Origin of the sequence: Pseudomonas sp. FW305-25 (genome assembly GCF_017351415.1) — a bacterium.
Classification (GTDB): domain Bacteria; phylum Pseudomonadota; class Gammaproteobacteria; order Pseudomonadales; family Pseudomonadaceae; genus Aquipseudomonas; species Aquipseudomonas chlororaphis.
In genome coordinates this window covers 17359-31757 of sequence record NZ_JACNDE010000022.1, presented here as the reverse complement: position 1 = coordinate 31757, position 14399 = coordinate 17359, and the positions used below count along the sequence as shown (strand labels likewise).

General features: G+C 59.0%; 14 protein-coding genes. 7 read left to right on the top strand and 7 right to left on the bottom strand.

Going from position 1 to position 14399, the window contains the following annotated elements; translation table 11 throughout:
• The 6 genes from J4E58_RS20040 to J4E58_RS20015 all read left to right on the top strand — a co-directional run bounded on the left by J4E58_RS20040 (window position 1) and on the right by J4E58_RS20015 (window position 6110).
• Window positions 1-219: a hypothetical protein gene (locus tag J4E58_RS20040; RefSeq protein WP_087092251.1), complete on the top strand. Its 219-nt coding sequence runs from the start codon at window positions 1-3 to the stop codon at window positions 217-219.
• Window positions 210-668, top strand: a complete 459-nt coding sequence (locus J4E58_RS20035) for a gp16 family protein (protein WP_256583219.1) — start codon at window positions 210-212, stop codon at window positions 666-668. The genes J4E58_RS20040 and J4E58_RS20035 overlap by 10 nt, the downstream gene beginning before the upstream one ends.
• Entirely contained in the window at window positions 665-1036 is a 372-nt protein-coding gene (locus tag J4E58_RS20030; protein WP_087092252.1) for a Mor transcription activator family protein, read from the top strand. The genes J4E58_RS20035 and J4E58_RS20030 overlap by 4 nt, the downstream gene beginning before the upstream one ends.
• A 168-nt stretch (window positions 1037-1204) precedes the next feature.
• Window positions 1205-2377, top strand: a complete 1173-nt coding sequence (locus J4E58_RS20025; protein ID WP_269333952.1) for an efflux RND transporter periplasmic adaptor subunit — start codon at window positions 1205-1207, stop codon at window positions 2375-2377.
• The gene (locus tag J4E58_RS20020; RefSeq protein ID WP_087092254.1) at window positions 2374-5556 is read left to right on the top strand and encodes an efflux RND transporter permease subunit; all 3183 of its coding nucleotides are present in this window, start codon (window positions 2374-2376) and stop codon (window positions 5554-5556) included. The genes J4E58_RS20025 and J4E58_RS20020 overlap by 4 nt, the downstream gene beginning before the upstream one ends.
• 77 nt (window positions 5557-5633) lie before the next feature.
• Window positions 5634-6110 carry a RidA family protein gene (locus J4E58_RS20015; protein ID WP_207255325.1) on the top strand — a complete coding sequence of 159 codons (477 nt, stop codon included), beginning with the start codon at window positions 5634-5636 and terminating at the stop codon, window positions 6108-6110.
• A 6-nt stretch (window positions 6111-6116) separates the two neighbouring features.
• Here J4E58_RS20015 and J4E58_RS20010 read toward each other — a convergent pair whose 3' ends face one another.
• The 7 genes from J4E58_RS20010 to J4E58_RS19980 all read right to left on the bottom strand — a co-directional run bounded on the left by J4E58_RS20010 (window position 6117) and on the right by J4E58_RS19980 (window position 12910).
• Complete coding sequence (locus tag J4E58_RS20010) at window positions 6117-6308, bottom strand: hypothetical protein (RefSeq protein WP_087092256.1); 192 nt, start codon at window positions 6306-6308, stop codon at window positions 6117-6119.
• A 623-nt stretch (window positions 6309-6931) separates the two neighbouring features.
• The gene (locus tag J4E58_RS20005) at window positions 6932-7945 is read right to left on the bottom strand and encodes an alcohol dehydrogenase catalytic domain-containing protein (RefSeq protein ID WP_081002312.1); all 1014 of its coding nucleotides are present in this window, start codon (window positions 7943-7945) and stop codon (window positions 6932-6934) included.
• Window positions 7946-8001: 56 nt separating this feature from the next.
• Entirely contained in the window at window positions 8002-8751 is a 750-nt protein-coding gene (locus J4E58_RS20000; protein ID WP_087092257.1) for a glucose 1-dehydrogenase, read from the bottom strand.
• 627 nt (window positions 8752-9378) lie between these two features.
• Window positions 9379-10296: a LysR family transcriptional regulator gene (locus J4E58_RS19995; RefSeq protein ID WP_087092259.1), complete on the bottom strand. Its 918-nt coding sequence runs from the start codon at window positions 10294-10296 to the stop codon at window positions 9379-9381.
• Between the two features lie 8 nt (window positions 10297-10304).
• Entirely contained in the window at window positions 10305-10862 is a 558-nt protein-coding gene (locus J4E58_RS19990) for a DUF924 family protein (protein WP_085534361.1), read from the bottom strand.
• The gene (locus tag J4E58_RS19985; protein ID WP_053261701.1) at window positions 10859-12613 is read right to left on the bottom strand and encodes a monovalent cation:proton antiporter-2 (CPA2) family protein; all 1755 of its coding nucleotides are present in this window, start codon (window positions 12611-12613) and stop codon (window positions 10859-10861) included. The genes J4E58_RS19990 and J4E58_RS19985 overlap by 4 nt, the downstream gene beginning before the upstream one ends.
• A gap of 27 nt (window positions 12614-12640) precedes the next feature.
• Window positions 12641-12910 carry a hypothetical protein gene (locus J4E58_RS19980; protein ID WP_053262084.1) on the bottom strand — a complete coding sequence of 90 codons (270 nt, stop codon included), beginning with the start codon at window positions 12908-12910 and terminating at the stop codon, window positions 12641-12643.
• A gap of 730 nt (window positions 12911-13640) precedes the next feature.
• Between J4E58_RS19980 and J4E58_RS19975 the strand changes: the two genes are divergently transcribed.
• Complete coding sequence (locus J4E58_RS19975; protein ID WP_087092260.1) at window positions 13641-14300, top strand: YdcF family protein; 660 nt, start codon at window positions 13641-13643, stop codon at window positions 14298-14300.
• The last annotated feature ends 99 nt before the right edge of the window (window positions 14301-14399 follow it).

Here is a 14399-nt window from a genome sequence, read left to right as displayed (position 1 = left end):
GTGAGCGAGAAAGAGAAATTTGACACCCTCGTTGTAGAGGGCATGGGTAACGATATCCCACGGGAGATTGGCGGGCTTCGGGTTGCTGCATGGTCGTCGGGGAATGCGATCAACGACAGGAGTGAGCTGGAGGACTTCATTCGGGAACTGTCCTACGGCGATATCGAAGATCCTCAGCAAGCCGCTATCGATCTGATGGAACGCGGGGGATGGGCATGAACGCCGCGCCGACCAATCCGACCCGCCTGCGTTATATCAAGATGATCCATGTTGCGCGGCGTGAGCTGCGCATGGATGACGATACATATCGCCTGATGCTGGCTGGAATGACGGGGTTGGACGGCGCGACGTCCACCGCTGACTTGAGCGTTCCAAACCTGCAACGGGTTTTGGAACAGCTCAAGCAAAAGGGCTTTAACCCTCGTCCAAACAAGGCTGGTAAGCGGCCACAGGCCAACGATGAGCAGTCCAAGAAAATCCGTTCGCTATGGCTGACGCTGCATGACCTGGGCGCGGTTCGCGACCCGTCCGAGGCCGCCCTGGCCAGCTTCGTGAAAAGCATGACCAAGGTGTCTGCGCTGCAATGGCTCAGCGTTGCCCAAGCAAGTCGGGTGATTGAAAACCTGAAGCAGTGGCAGTACCGCGTGATCAATAAGGAGGTCGTATGAAAGCGCCCTGTAGCGCTCCGGGTGAACTTCTTCAGACCCTGGCCGACCATGTGGCCCAGTCTGCCAAGGAGACTCTGGGTGTCGGCCCTGAACTCGCTGAAGCGCATGGCAATGAAGTGGCAATGTTGATGGCTACTGTGTGGGGCGGGCAGATGCTCTACATGCCCAAAGGCATCCACCTGCAAGCATCGAAGTTGCATCAGCAACTCTTCGATGAGTTTACCGGGCGTAATCAGCGAGAGCTTGCCAGGAAGTACAACCTCTCGTTGGCGTTCGTCTACAAGGTCGTTAAGAGGATGCGGCTGGCAATAGTTGCCCGCGACCAGGGTGATCTGTTCGCATCATTTGAAGTGGCCGACGAAGAGTAGTCACCAGCAGAAAAGAGCGCTGCTTTTCCACCTAGCGCCCCGATCACCAGGTACTGGCCGGGGCCAAACCTAATTGCACCTGCTGCAACTCAATTACAAACCCCATACCACCCTGTACCATCAAATCCCGGATTGTCTCGGGTTTACCTCACACCCACCCCTGTATTTATCTCAGTCCTAAACAGCCAGCCCAACCAGGGAGCGAGTACGGAACCCCCCCTCCCCGTCGTCAGCGTCGCGGAAGTCGTCGTCCAGTCTCTCGCCGATTGGGACGAATTCTCGGGCAGGCTTCAAGCTCCGGAGTCAGTCGATCTACGGCCACGGGTCTCCGGGCATATCGACCGAGTGCTGTTTCGAGACGGCTCGCTCGTCAAGAAAGGCGAGCTGTTGTTCCAGATCGACCCCAGGCCCTTGCAGGCGGAGGTCAATCGCCTCGACGCACAACTTCAGCAGGCCCGCGCCAAACAGACCCGCGCCGCCAGTGAAGCCCAGCGCGGCGAGAAGCTGAGGGCCAACCAGGCGATTTCCGCCGAGCTGGCTGACGCACGCAAGACTGCGTACCAGGAAGCCAGTTCCGCCGTTGCGGCGATCCGCGCCCAACTCGACGCCGCGCGCCTGAATCTGAGCTTCACTCGCATCACGGCGCCCATCGACGGCCGCATCGGTCGCGCGCAGGTGACCGCCGGGAACCTGGTCAATGAGGGGGCCACACTGCTCACCACGCTGGTGGGCACGAAGGAGCTCTATGCGTACTTCGATATCGACGAAGCCACCTACCTGAAGCAGATTCGCCGCATACGAAGCGAAAAGGCCTTCTCCCCTTCCCTTGTGCCGGTGCATTTGGCACTGAGTACCGACGAACGACCCGCGTATGAAGGTCGCCTGGACTTCCTCGACAACCAAGTCAATCCGCGTACCGGTACCCTGCAGGCACGTGCTGTCATCGACAACGGCGAAAACGAGCTGACCCCAGGGCTCTACGTTCGCCTGCAATTACCCGCCAGCGACCGCTACCCCGCCACCCTGGTCCGAGACGAAGCGATTGGCACCGACCTGGGCAATCGCTTCGTACTGGTGCTGGGCAAAGATGCGGTGGTGAGCTATCGCGCCGTCCAGCTTGGCCCCAAGGTCGAAGGCCTGCGCGTGATCCGCAACGGCCTGAAGGCAGGAGACCGCATCGTGGTCAATGGCCTGCAGCATGCCCGTCCCGGTGCCAGGGTTACACCGGAACTGGTGACCATGGCGACCGCTGAGGTGCTGGCCCGTTTGACGCGGCTGAATGCCTCTACCGAACCGACGCCTGTCGCACAACAAGGCCCGGAGCGGAGGACATCGCCATGAACATCTCGCAGTTCTTTGTGCGACGCCCAATCTTCGCCATCGTCCTGTCGCTGCTCATTCTGATCGGCGGAATCGTCTCTCTGTTCCAGTTGCCGGTCAGCGAGTATCCGGAAGTCGTGCCGCCCACTATTGTGGTGCGGGCACAATTTCCGGGCGCGAACCCCGACGTGCTCGGCAAGACCGTAGCCTCACCGCTGGAGCAGGCCATCACCGGCGTGGAGAACATGCTCTACATGTCCTCCCAGTCGACCTCGGACGGCTCGATGACCCTGACCCTGACCTTCGCACTGGGCACGGACCTCAATGCCGCGCTGGTCCAGGTGCAAAGCAGGGTCACCCGCGCGACCACCCAGCTGCCTCCCGATGTCCAGCGGCTGGGCGTGACGGTGGACAAGACGTCGCCGGCGCTGGCCCAGGTCGTTCACCTGTATTCGCCGAGCGGCCAGTACGACCCGACCTATCTTGCCAACTACCTGACCATTCACGTCATCGACGAGCTGTACAAGATCGAGGGGGTCAGCGACATCCGCCTGCTGGGGATGGGCGATTATTCCCTGCGGGTCTGGCTGGATCCGGACAAGGTGGCTTCCTACAACCTGGCCGCGACGGATGTGATACGCGCTATCCGCGAGCAGAACCGGGAGGTCGCCGTCGGCTCGCTCGGCGCACCGCCAAACGCGAGCGACAACGCCTTCCAGTTGCTCATTAACGCCCGAGGCAGGCTGGTCGACGAGGACGAGTTCGAGCGCATCATCGTGCATGTCGGCGAGCGCGGCGAAATCGTCCGCCTGCGCGACGTCGCACGCATCGAACTGGGCTCGAGCCAGTACGCCCTGCGCGCGCACCTTGACGGTCGCCCTTCCACCGCCTTGCAGATTTTCCAGGACGCGGATGCTAACGCCATCGAGCTGTCCGACCGGATTCGCAAGCGGATGAGCGAGCTCGCTCAAGACTTCCCACCGGGCGTCGAACACTCGATTGGCTACGACCCCACCATCTTCGTGCGCAGCTCCATCACCGCGGTGGTGTATACGCTGCTGGAGGCCGTCGCGCTCGTTGTGCTGGTGGTCATCCTCTTTCTGCAGACATGGCGCGCGTCGATCATTCCGCTAGCCGCAGTGCCAGTGTCCCTGATCGGCACGCTCGCGGTCATGCAACTGCTGGGCTTTTCCATCAACGCGCTATCGCTGTTCGGCCTGGTGCTGGCTATCGGTATCGTGGTCGACGACGCCATCGTCGTGGTGGAGAACGTCGAGCGCAACATCGACATGGGCAAGTCGCCGGTAGAAGCGACCCGCCAGGCCATGAAGGAAGTGACCGGCCCGGTCATCGCCACCGCCCTGGTTCTATGCGCGGTGTTCATTCCGAGCGCTTTCATCTCCGGCCTCACCGGGCAGTTCTACCGGCAATTCGCGCTCACCATCGCGATATCGACGGTGATCTCGGCGTTCAACTCGTTGACCTTGTCGCCCGCCCTGGCCGCGATACTGCTCAAAGGCAAGGACGCACCCAAGGATCGTCTGTCGAAGCTGATCGACCGACTGTTCGGGGGCTGGCTGTTCGCTCCGTTCAACCGACTGTTCCAGCGGGCAAGTGCGGGTTATGTCAGCCTCGCCACGCGACTGCTGCGAGCGGGCGCCATCGTCCTGATGTTGTATGTCGGCCTGCTGGGACTGGCCTATCTGGGGCTGGAGAAAACCCCCACAGGCTTCATCCCTCAGCAGGACAAACAGTACCTGGTCGCCTTTGCCCAGTTGCCCGAAGGCGCCAGCCTGGACCGTACCGAGGCCGTCATCCTGAAGATGTCCGAGCTTGCCCTGAAACATCCGGGGGTGGCCAATACCGTGAGTTTCAGCGGCCTGTCCATCAACGGCTTCGTCAACAGCACAAGCGCGGGGCTCATGTTCATCCCGCTCAAATCCTTCGATGAACGCAAGGACGCCTCGATGTCCGACACCGCCATCGCCCAGGCCTTGGCCGCTGAATATGGCCGGATCCAGGAGGCCTTCGTGATGGTGGTTCCCCCACCGCCAGTGGAAAGCCTGGGCTCTATCGGGGGCTTCCGGGTGCAGATCGAGGACCGCGGCAGCCTGGGGCATGAAGCGCTCTACCAGCAGATTCAGTCGCTGGTGGACAAAGCCAGGGCGCGACCCGAACTGGCCGGCGTCTTCTCCAGCTACCAGGTGAACGTCCCGCAGATCGACGCGGATATCGATCGGGACAAGGCAAAGGTCCATGGGGTGGCGATCGACGAAATCTTCGACACCCTGCAGGTCTACCTGGGCTCGATGTACGCCAACGACTTCAACCGCTTCGGGCGGACCTACCACGTCAATGTCCAGGCCGAGCAGGCATACCGCGTGGCGCCGGAGCAGATCGGCAGGCTGAAAGTACGCAACCGGCAGGGCGACCTCATTCCGTTGTCATCCTTCGTCCGGATACGGGAGTCGTCCGGTCCCGACCGAGTGATGCATTACAACGGTTTCCTGTCCGCCGAGATCAACGGCAGTCCGGCTCCGGGGTACAGCTCCGGCCAGGCCCAGGCAGCCATGGAGCGGCTGTTGCAGCAGGAACTGCCCAACGACATGGCCTATGAGTGGACCGAACTGACCTACCAGCAGATTCTCGCCGGCAATACCGCCCTGTTGGTTTTCCCCTTGTGCGTGCTGCTGGCGTTCCTGGTGCTGGCCGCGCAGTACGAGAGCTGGAGCCTGCCGCTGGCGGTGGTGCTCATCGTCCCTATGACCCTGCTGTCGGCCATTGCCGGGGTGCTGCTCACCGGCGGGGACAACAACATCTTCACCCAGATCAGCCTGATCGTATTGGCAGGGCTCGCGTGCAAGAACGCCATCCTGCTGGTGGAGTTTGCCCGGGAGAAACAGCAGCAGGGCCTGGATTGCGTCAGCGCAGTGCTAAAGGCCTGCCATCTGCGGTTACGCCCGATTCTGATGACGTCCATCGCCTTCATCATGGGCGTGGTGCCTTTGGTGTTGTCCTCCGGTGCCGGCGCCGAGATGCGCCGGGCCATGGGAGTCGCGGTGTTCTCGGGGATGGTCGGTGTCACCTTCTTCGGCCTGCTCCTGACTCCGGTCTTCTATGTATGGCTGCGTCGCCTGGTGGAAAGACGCGCCCAACGGCGCGCGACCATGAAGAAGATGCTTTGGGAGGACAAGGCATGAGTCGCCTGCTATCGGCTCTTGGCGGAGGCTGGCAGCCCAGCTGAAGCAGCATTTTTTGTCGAAGGAGAAGTAGCGTTATGAAAGCTCTTGCAGTTGCCTGTGTACTGGCAGGCCTGGTCAATGCTCTGCCCGCATCGGCGGCAGATAGCCCCATTTCCGCGAATGGAGAAACCTCAGTGGTCACCAGAAAAAACTATCCCTCCCTGCCCGAACCGGCCGGTCCCTACTCCGTTTCGGTTCGTCACAACGGCACCCTGTACCTGTCCGGCATGACAGCCTTCGGTACGCCAGCCCAGGGCAAGGACATCGCCAGGCAGGCCGAAGCCATATTCGAACAGGTCAAGCGCGTCACCCAGGCTGAGGGGATCGCCATGCGCGACCTCATCAAGGTGACCATCTTCGTGACCTCGATGGACGAAGTCGGCGCATTGCGTGAAGTCCTGTCGAAAAACTATGGCGGTGCCTACCCGGCCAGCTCGCTGGTAAGGGTGGCCGGATTGTTCTCGCCAGAGGTCAATATCGAGGTCGAGGCGGTATTCGCAGTACCTGGCTGAGTTCGGTCATCGAACCTGTGGCTGGCCCTCATCGGAGAAGAAGAGGCGCCATCCGGTGAGGAACCGTTCGCGGCGTGTTTGCTTGCGCTTGCCGGCGTATTCGAAATCGGAAAAAATCACCCGGCTCATCGCGCACTCGGGGTAGGTGGCGAGGCCGTATTTCAGCAGGCTTGGGGAAGGGCAAAAAAAGCCACTCATCTGAGTGGCTTTTTTCTTGATCCTGGAGCGGGAAGCGAGACTCGCATCTGGCGTCCTACCCATTGAAATTTAAAGAGTTTATTTTCTTGCCAAAGCAGGAAAAGACTCAACTCCGGACTTGTTTTTGGGGTGTATCAAGGGCCAAGAAGGAGTGATTCCAAGCTACGCTATTGGATTCTACCCATAGTCAATCGGATGAACTATCATCAAGCCGGCGCGCCTGTTTTCACAAGATGTAGTGGCTCGACCGCTGGTTGATGCCCCGCCTGTAATAGACTTGGCGCTCGCCTGGCATCCGGAGAATCACCCGGTGACATTAACAGCATTCCTGAAAGCATTTCTCTTTCGCGGCGTCAAAGCCAGAAACACCACAGGTAACAGCCAGGACGAGAAGTAAGCACCTCAATTCAGAATTCATCTTAATTTTCTGATTACTTCGGACTTTCCAACTTGTGTCGCCATCACATCGCTCAACACGTGGCTGAAATACTGCTGTTGGTAAGTGTAGGTTAGTTGTACCTTCTGGTACTCCATCAACTTGGAGTCGATTGAGGGTCGATCTGACAGTCAGAACTGAAGAACCTGGCAACTGTCAGATCAGACCCGCACTTCTACACAATGCGTTAAATCGTAAGCACCGAACGAAATTTCGCTTTGCTCATATTCAGGAAGACTTCCTCTGCGTCTTCAAGCGGATAGGTTTCAATCATTGCTCGCACCCCCTTGAGCGCCGCAAATGCCATAGTTTCCTCGCTGTCTTTGGCATTGCCACTATACCAACCAGCGATACTACGCCGACCAAATACCAGTAAGTCAGGGGAAACACCCAGAGGCTGATGGTCGGTCGCTACAAACACAAGACGACCATTAGGCTTGAGACCCAAGGTCAGATCCACCTGTGCTGCGCCTGATCCTACCGTTGAGAGCACTACTGTCGCTCCACCTAAACGTGCCAGGGCCTCCCCTGCACTCCCCTCAGTACTGTCGATGTATTCGTCAGCTCCAAGCTTGCGGGCCAGGGCTTCCTTGGCGCGACCACGGCTCACCGCTACCGTGCGGAACCCCATTTTATTCGCAAACTGAACGGCAAGATGGCCTAACCCTCCCACGCCATGAATCGCAACTGTATCGCCCGGACGAGCGCCAGAATGACGTAACGCGTTGAATGTTGTAATACCCGCACACATCAGCGGAGCAGCCTCCGCAAAAGACAGCACATTGGGAATCCGCGCTAGAGCATCTTGCGGTACCACCATATATTCGGCATACCCTCCATCGTAACTCGCCCCCACGATCATACGGTCGGTGCAGTTGGTGAAGTCGCCCTGACGGCAATACTCACAGTTAGAACAACTCCCCCCGTGCCAGCCAACTCCCACACGGTCTCCAGGTTTCCAGGTCGTCACCTCGGCGCCTACCGAGTCGATCTCACCGGCCACTTCATGCCCAGGTACTCGGGGATAAGTCACACCCAGCATGCCCATTCGAGCAATATTTTCCCCAGCACAGACGCCACACGCATGTACTTTGACCCTAACCTGTCGTGGACCAGGTACGGGGACGGGAACCTGGGACACGACGAAAGTTCCACCTACCTCTACGGCCTGTACCGCCTTCATTAGCATTGTCTCAGTCATTACACACCTCCCAATTAGAGGGCAATAGAAACCGGATGCGGTTTCGTTTGCCCGATTCAGTTGCTTGAGCCGCCATTCATCAGAATTTCTTCACCGGTAATGAAGAATGATTGGTCGCTGGCGAGAAATTCCGCGATATCAGCGACATCTTGTGCCTTTGCGAGCCTCCCAATCGGGATCGTCTCGAGCAAACTCTTTTTGTAAGGATCGTCGTCACCGACTCCGGTGAAGATGCCGGCGCCATCGATCGGGCCAGGGACAAGTGAATTGACGGTGACTTTGCGATGACCGATTTCCTGGGCTAACACCCGCACGAGATATTTCGGCGCGGATTTGCTAGTCCCGTAAAGACCAAGTCCTGGTTGCGGGCGCGATGTCGAGCTGGAGGCAATATTGATGATTCGGCCGCCATCAGCGATGTGGCGAGCTGCAGCCTGCATGACGAAGTAGGGACCCTTGGTGTTAACGCGAAAGAGTAGATCAAAGTCCTCCTCGGTCACGTCGACCACCTGAATGTTGACCTTTTCTATGCCCGCGTTGGCCACGACAATATCGATTTTTCCGAATGTCCTGAGCCCGGCCTGAAACAACGCTTCAATTTCAACAACGTTGGACACATCTGCTTGTACGCTGATCGCCTTGACACCTTCAGCTATCGCCGCAGCCACTACTTCATCAGCAGGTGCTTTGTCTCTCGAGTAATTGATCACGACATTGGCACCGCGTTCGGCCAGGCGTAGCGCAATGGCGCGCCCGAGCCCCTTGGACGATCCCGTGACTATTGCAACTTTTCCTTGCAAACTCATGACTGCATACTCCTGTTAATTAACTGCGTTGAATAAAACTGGAGGCGTGGGGTATGTGAGTGAATTCGACGAAGTCGTCGATCACGGTCATCCTGTTTACAGCCAGATAGTCCTCTATGTCTGAAGATTAAGTGTAATTAATCGGGCTTCAATGGAAAGCCCATAAAATCCAGACAAACAATCCAGGAAACACGTCCAATCCCTTGCGGATACTGCTTGTACAGCTTGGCAACCGTTTCTGACTTCGAGGCGTCAAGTTCTATGACCTCAACTTGATAGGCTGGTTGATAGATCGCTTTATTCGAAGTGGCAAACCTCTCCGTGTTTGTTCGTCTCTGAACATCAGAATCAGCAAGTGTCTATCAGTCTGGATAACGGCCACGGCGACTGACACATATATAGATGAGACGACCACATCGGTCCGGCCACCCTCCAGGACTTCAACTTCGATACAAATATTGCGCCCTTGCATAGCGCCTCCGACATTGGCGAAGTACGGGAGGTCAAGCTGATGACCGGCCATAGTTATAACGTGGAGGTGGCCAGTAACTTCATTCCGCCCAATCTGATCAAGGCCGAGGCAAAGTCCGCGCCGCGAGTGGCGGATGCTGAACGAACATGAGCGGATCAGAGCGAATCCGGAGACTCAAGAGATGACAGCATCAACACCTCAAACCATTCGATGAACGCATTGAGCCGACGCGAGCGTTGGCGTCGATGTGGGTACAGCAGCGAGACAGGCATCGACGCGGCCCGAAACTCGGGCATGACTTCCACCAGTTGCCTGGAATCGAGCAGGTGTTGCACATCGAACCGAGGGATCTGAATCAACCCCATTCCCGCCATGCAGCAGGCGATATAGCTCTCGGCGTTATTGACGATCACCCAGCTGGGTACTGCCACCTCATGGGTCTTGCCATCGCTTACATACTCCCAAGGTAGCTCACGACCGTTATTCGGCGAGGCATACCCTACCGAGAAATGCCCATGTGCCAGGTCTCCCGGCTCCTTCGGGGTGCCATGCTGGCGAAGATAATCAACAGAGGCACAGTTGATCAGCGCGATATGCCCGATCGTCCGGGCGAACAGACTGCTGTCGAGCAGATGACCAACGCGGACGACGCAGTCGACCCCTTCCTGCACCAGATCGATAGCGCGATCTGTGGAGCCCAAGGCGAGCTGCAGCTCTGGATAGCTGCGCTTGAGAGTCGGCAGGGCCGGTGCGATCAGCCTTCGGGCAATACGGCTGGGAACATTGATGTTCAAGCGTCCAGAGACCTGGTGTTGATGCAGCTGAAACAGCCGCTGGATGTCGTCAGCATCCGCCAGTAGCCGTCGTACCCGCTCCAGCAACTGAGTGCCATCGGCGGTCAATTGCACCCGTCGTGTCGTTCGATGCAATAGCCGTACGCCCAGATCTGTCTCCAACTCCTGAATAGCGGCAGATACCGAAGCCCGCGGCAATTCGAGCATGTGGGCCGCCTTGATGAAGCTGCCCATTTCGGAAACCTGGATGAAAATACGGTACTGGATAAGCTTGTCCATAATAATGCCTAACCGGCGAAGCCCCCCTCCTCCAGAAAACGCTTTTCCTCAGGCGTACTCTCGCGTCCGAGCAGCCGATTGCGATGGGGGAAACGAGCAAATCGGCGGATGACATCCCGATGCCCTTCGGCATGGGCGAGCCAGGGTTGCCCCAATCGAGTATTGAGCAGGACCGAAAAATCCTGGTCGACGAGGTCCTCGGAATGGGCAAAGGGCAGGCAGAAGAACAGCCTCAGGTCAGCATCGACCGCCTCCATATGCCCCGCTGCCTGCGCCAGGCGGGCGACATGTCGGGCCAGGGTGTCCGTTGCGTACATGTCCGCGGTGCCACGAAAGGCGTTGCGCGGAAACTGGTCGAGCAGGATCAGCAGCGCCAGCGCGCCCTCGGGGGTATCCAGCCAAGCGTCGCGTTCACCGCGAACCACCGACCGATGCAGATCGAGAAAACGCTCGCGAAAGCGTCGGTCGAACGCTGGGTCCTTGGCGAACCACTGACTGGCGCCCGCCTCCCGCCAGAACCGGACGACGGCAGTTGCCTGCGTGTCGATGATAGAGGCCATGATCATCGGTCCTTGGCGACCGCATTGCCCAGGATCATGGACTTGCCGGCATAAATACCACCCGCTACTTCCAGCGCCAGGCGCTCGGCGTCCTTGCGGCGTAGATCGGCGGCAATCTCCTCGGCCCCATCGGGTGTCGCGCCCAGCACCTTCGATGCCTCTTGCCCAAAGGTCATGGCCGACTCGAAGGTGACGCGGATCTGGTAATCCACATCGGCGTTGATCAGTTCGATAGCGTGCTCCCGGTCGAGTGCGCGTGCCAGCACACGGGCATGGGGGAACCGGGTCTTGGCATACTCAACGATTCGCGTGGCGGCCTTGCGGTCGTCGACGCATACCAGGATGGCGCGGGCGTGGTGCGCCCCGGCGGCATGCAATATGTCGGGGTAGGTGCCGTCGCCGTAGTACACCTTGAAGCCGAAATCCTTGGCGTCGCGTATAACCTGAGGCTGGTTGTCGATGATGGAGATATCGGCGCCCATCGCCAGCACATGCTGACTCACGATCTGCCCAAAACGGCCAAAGCCGATGATCAGCACGCTGCCGGCCAGATTCTCCGGCGCCTGCGTGCCTTCCAGGGAGGCTCCGTGCTTGGGTCCCCAACGCCGGTAGACGATGACCACCAACGGCGTCAGTGCCATGGAGAGCACGACCACGGCAGTCATGTTGGCGTTGACCTGCGGGGCTATCACCCCACTGGCCAAGGCGGCGCCAAAGAGCACAAAGGCGAACTCACCGCCCTGGGCCATCAGCACGGCCCGGTCCATGGCATCGGCGTGGGAACTCCTCGTCAGCCGCGCCAGGCTGTAGATACACAGTGACTTGACGGCCATCATCGCCAGCACGCCGGCGACGATGAGCGGCCAATTGCGTGCGACCACCGTCAAGTCCAGCGACATCCCGACGCCCAGGAAGAACAGCCCCAGCAGCAAACCACGGAAGGGTTCGATATCCGCCTCGAGCTGGTGACGGAAAGTCGACTCCGACAACAGCACCCCGGCGAGGAAGGCCCCCATGGCCATGGACAGACCGCCCAGTTGCATCAACAGTGCCGCGCCCAGCACCACCAGCAATGCGGCCGCGGTCATTACCTCGCGCGCCCTGGAGTTGGCCAGGATGTAAAACAACGGGTTGAGCAGCCAGGTCCCCACGGCGACCAGCGCCGCGAGTGAACCGGCCGCGATGCCGATACTGGCCCAGCGCGAGTCGGCAACCGGCGCAGAAGGATCGAGAGGGGCGATAAACGCCACCAGCGCCAACAGCGGTACGATCAACAGGTCTTCGAAAAGCAGTATCGCCACGATTTTCTGCCCGCGTGCTGCGGCAATGTCGCCACGCTCGCCCAACAACTGCATGACGATGGCGGTGGACGTAAGCACAAAGCCCATCGCGCTGACGAAAGACACCGCCAGCGGAAAACCGAACGCCAACCCTACCCCGGTCAGCAACACACCGCAGGTCAGTGTCTGCAGACTGCCCAGGCCGAAGATGTCGCGCCGCATGCTCCACAGATGAGAGGGGCGCATTTCCAGCCCGATGACAAAGAGAAACATCACCACCCCTAACTCGGCGGTGTGCAAGATGGTCTGCGGGTCGTTGAACAGGCCCAGCCCGAAGGGACCGATCACCAGCCCCGCCGCCAGATAGCCCAGTACGGAGCCCAAGCCCAGGCGTTTGAACAGGGGCACTGCCACCACCGCCGCCCCCAGCAAGGTCACGACCTTGACCAGATCACCCGCGCTGCCCTCTACCGACATAAATGAATCTCCCGTATCCAAGGCATGTCAGGCACGGGCGAACTGCCAGAGAGCAATGCCCGCGGCCAGGGTAGGCATGGCGAAGACCAGTAACAGGATAGGCAACTCTTGGCGCACGCTATAACCCGCGTAGGTGACACCCACCCACATATTGATGCCTGCCATCAGAAGCCAGAAAGGGACAAAGGCCTTGGTCGCTAGAGCCATGCCCAGGCTGTCCCCGCCCCAAAGCCAGCCGAACAGAATAAACACCAACAGAAGGAGCAGACCTCCCGCCATGACCATCAGTACATGCATGTCCAACCTCCTGGTTCGCGCAACGTCAGGCTGGGCAAAACGCCCTGCCCCGACAAGCCTCGCGCAATAAGCAAAAAACGCTGTTGCGCCTCGCGGGCACAGGCGAAAATACCGATGTTGAGAAGCCACAAACCGCCCATGCATCGGGTGCGCTGTCCTGCATGGGCAATCGAAAGGGAGCCGCGGCGCTTCGCGTAGAATCGCCCCCCTGCAAGACTGTGCCCTACCGCAGGAACCGCGACGACAGCCCCATAGGCGTACAGCTCTGTTGCAGTCAAGCGAAACCATCTGGTTCAGGTCGCGTGCAAGCAGACCACCCAAGACCCTGGCCTCACTACCGGCGAGAAATACAATTGCTCCAGTGACAGAATGGCGACCATGGGAAATATCCGCCCTGCCTGCTGGATAGCGTTGAAGTCTAGGTAAGAGGGACTGACAGATAAACTCGCCCAATCTGGATAGACAATCCCAAAATTCCGCCCAGTTCAAACTGCCTTTTTCATAAAAGACAACAACTTGATGTCAGCCATCATGTCATCGAGCATTTTTCTGTTTGGCTATCGGCCACCGTGCCCACCACTGCGCACAGTAATCAGCGGTGACATGCTGTACTCGCCGATCCAGACTCCATTTTGGCAATGGAGGACGCTTTCGGGATGACAACCAAGCTACGCCCTTCCTCGTATAATCCGCATTCTCGAATTCGACCCTCCTTGCACAAGGTGATCTGATGACGAACGAAGAGCTGCAGGCGATCGGTGACTACGTAATGCCGGAGATACCGGCCACCCGTTCCGATCTGGCGTTGATCTTTGGCACGCGGCACGGCGTCGAAGAGTTCTGTGCGGAGATCGCTACCCTGTGGCACGCTCAGATGTTTCTGCGGGCTATCGTCTCGGGCGGCCAAACTGGAGAATTCTCCACCATCGAGGCGCACGTCATCGCGAGCCGGCTGATGGAACTCGGCATTCCGGAGACCGCCCTCCTCATAGAGCCCACAGCCACGAACACCGGCGAGAACGTTCGCTTTGCGCGTGCGCTGGCGCAATCGCAACTTGCTCCCGAAGAGCGGCGCAGCGTCCTTGTCGTCGGCAAGGTTTGCTCGGCACGGCGATACCTGATGACGCTGCGGCGCCACTGGCCCGCACCCTCGATAAGTGCGCGGTGGATCAATTATTTCTGCGTCGACAAATCCAGTTGGCATCAAGACCCTGAGTTCTACGCGCGAGTGCTGGGTGAGTATCGAAAGATTCCTGGCTACATCGACAGCGGACTCCTGCGGGAGCTTGAAGAGCTTGGGCCGTATCCAGCAATTCCTGGTTCAAGCCTGGATCGCATCGATCCAGCGAAATCGAATCCGCCGACAACAGAGCCGGGGTCCGTCATCTGACAGAAATACTTGTCGACATCTTGGCATCACCGACTGGCGTGCAGGCAGCACGATGCCCTGAAAAGACGCAGCTCGCGGCGGAGAACACCCTCGCAACTT

Excerpts from the sequence above, each read along its gene's own strand:
- J4E58_RS20020 (WP_087092254.1), top strand. The coding sequence starts at position 2,374 with ATGAACATCTCGCAGTTCTTTGTGCGACGCCCAATCTTCGCCATCGTC.
- J4E58_RS20010 (WP_087092256.1), bottom strand. The coding sequence starts at position 6,308 with ATGAGTGGCTTTTTTTGCCCTTCCCCAAGCCTGCTGAAATACGGCCTC.
- J4E58_RS19975 (WP_087092260.1), top strand. The coding sequence starts at position 13,641 with ATGACGAACGAAGAGCTGCAGGCGATCGGTGACTACGTAATGCCGGAG.
- J4E58_RS20035 (WP_256583219.1), top strand. The coding sequence starts at position 210 with ATGGGCATGAACGCCGCGCCGACCAATCCGACCCGCCTGCGTTATATC.
- J4E58_RS20015 (WP_207255325.1), top strand. The coding sequence starts at position 5,634 with ATGAAAGCTCTTGCAGTTGCCTGTGTACTGGCAGGCCTGGTCAATGCT.
- J4E58_RS19980 (WP_053262084.1), bottom strand. The coding sequence starts at position 12,910 with ATGCATGTACTGATGGTCATGGCGGGAGGTCTGCTCCTTCTGTTGGTG.
- J4E58_RS19990 (WP_085534361.1), bottom strand. The coding sequence starts at position 10,862 with ATGATCATGGCCTCTATCATCGACACGCAGGCAACTGCCGTCGTCCGG.
- J4E58_RS19985 (WP_053261701.1), bottom strand. The coding sequence starts at position 12,613 with ATGTCGGTAGAGGGCAGCGCGGGTGATCTGGTCAAGGTCGTGACCTTG.
- J4E58_RS20005 (WP_081002312.1), bottom strand. The coding sequence starts at position 7,945 with ATGACTGAGACAATGCTAATGAAGGCGGTACAGGCCGTAGAGGTAGGT.
- J4E58_RS19995 (WP_087092259.1), bottom strand. The coding sequence starts at position 10,296 with ATGGACAAGCTTATCCAGTACCGTATTTTCATCCAGGTTTCCGAAATG.
- J4E58_RS20000 (WP_087092257.1), bottom strand. The coding sequence starts at position 8,751 with ATGAGTTTGCAAGGAAAAGTTGCAATAGTCACGGGATCGTCCAAGGGG.
- J4E58_RS20030 (WP_087092252.1), top strand. The coding sequence starts at position 665 with ATGAAAGCGCCCTGTAGCGCTCCGGGTGAACTTCTTCAGACCCTGGCC.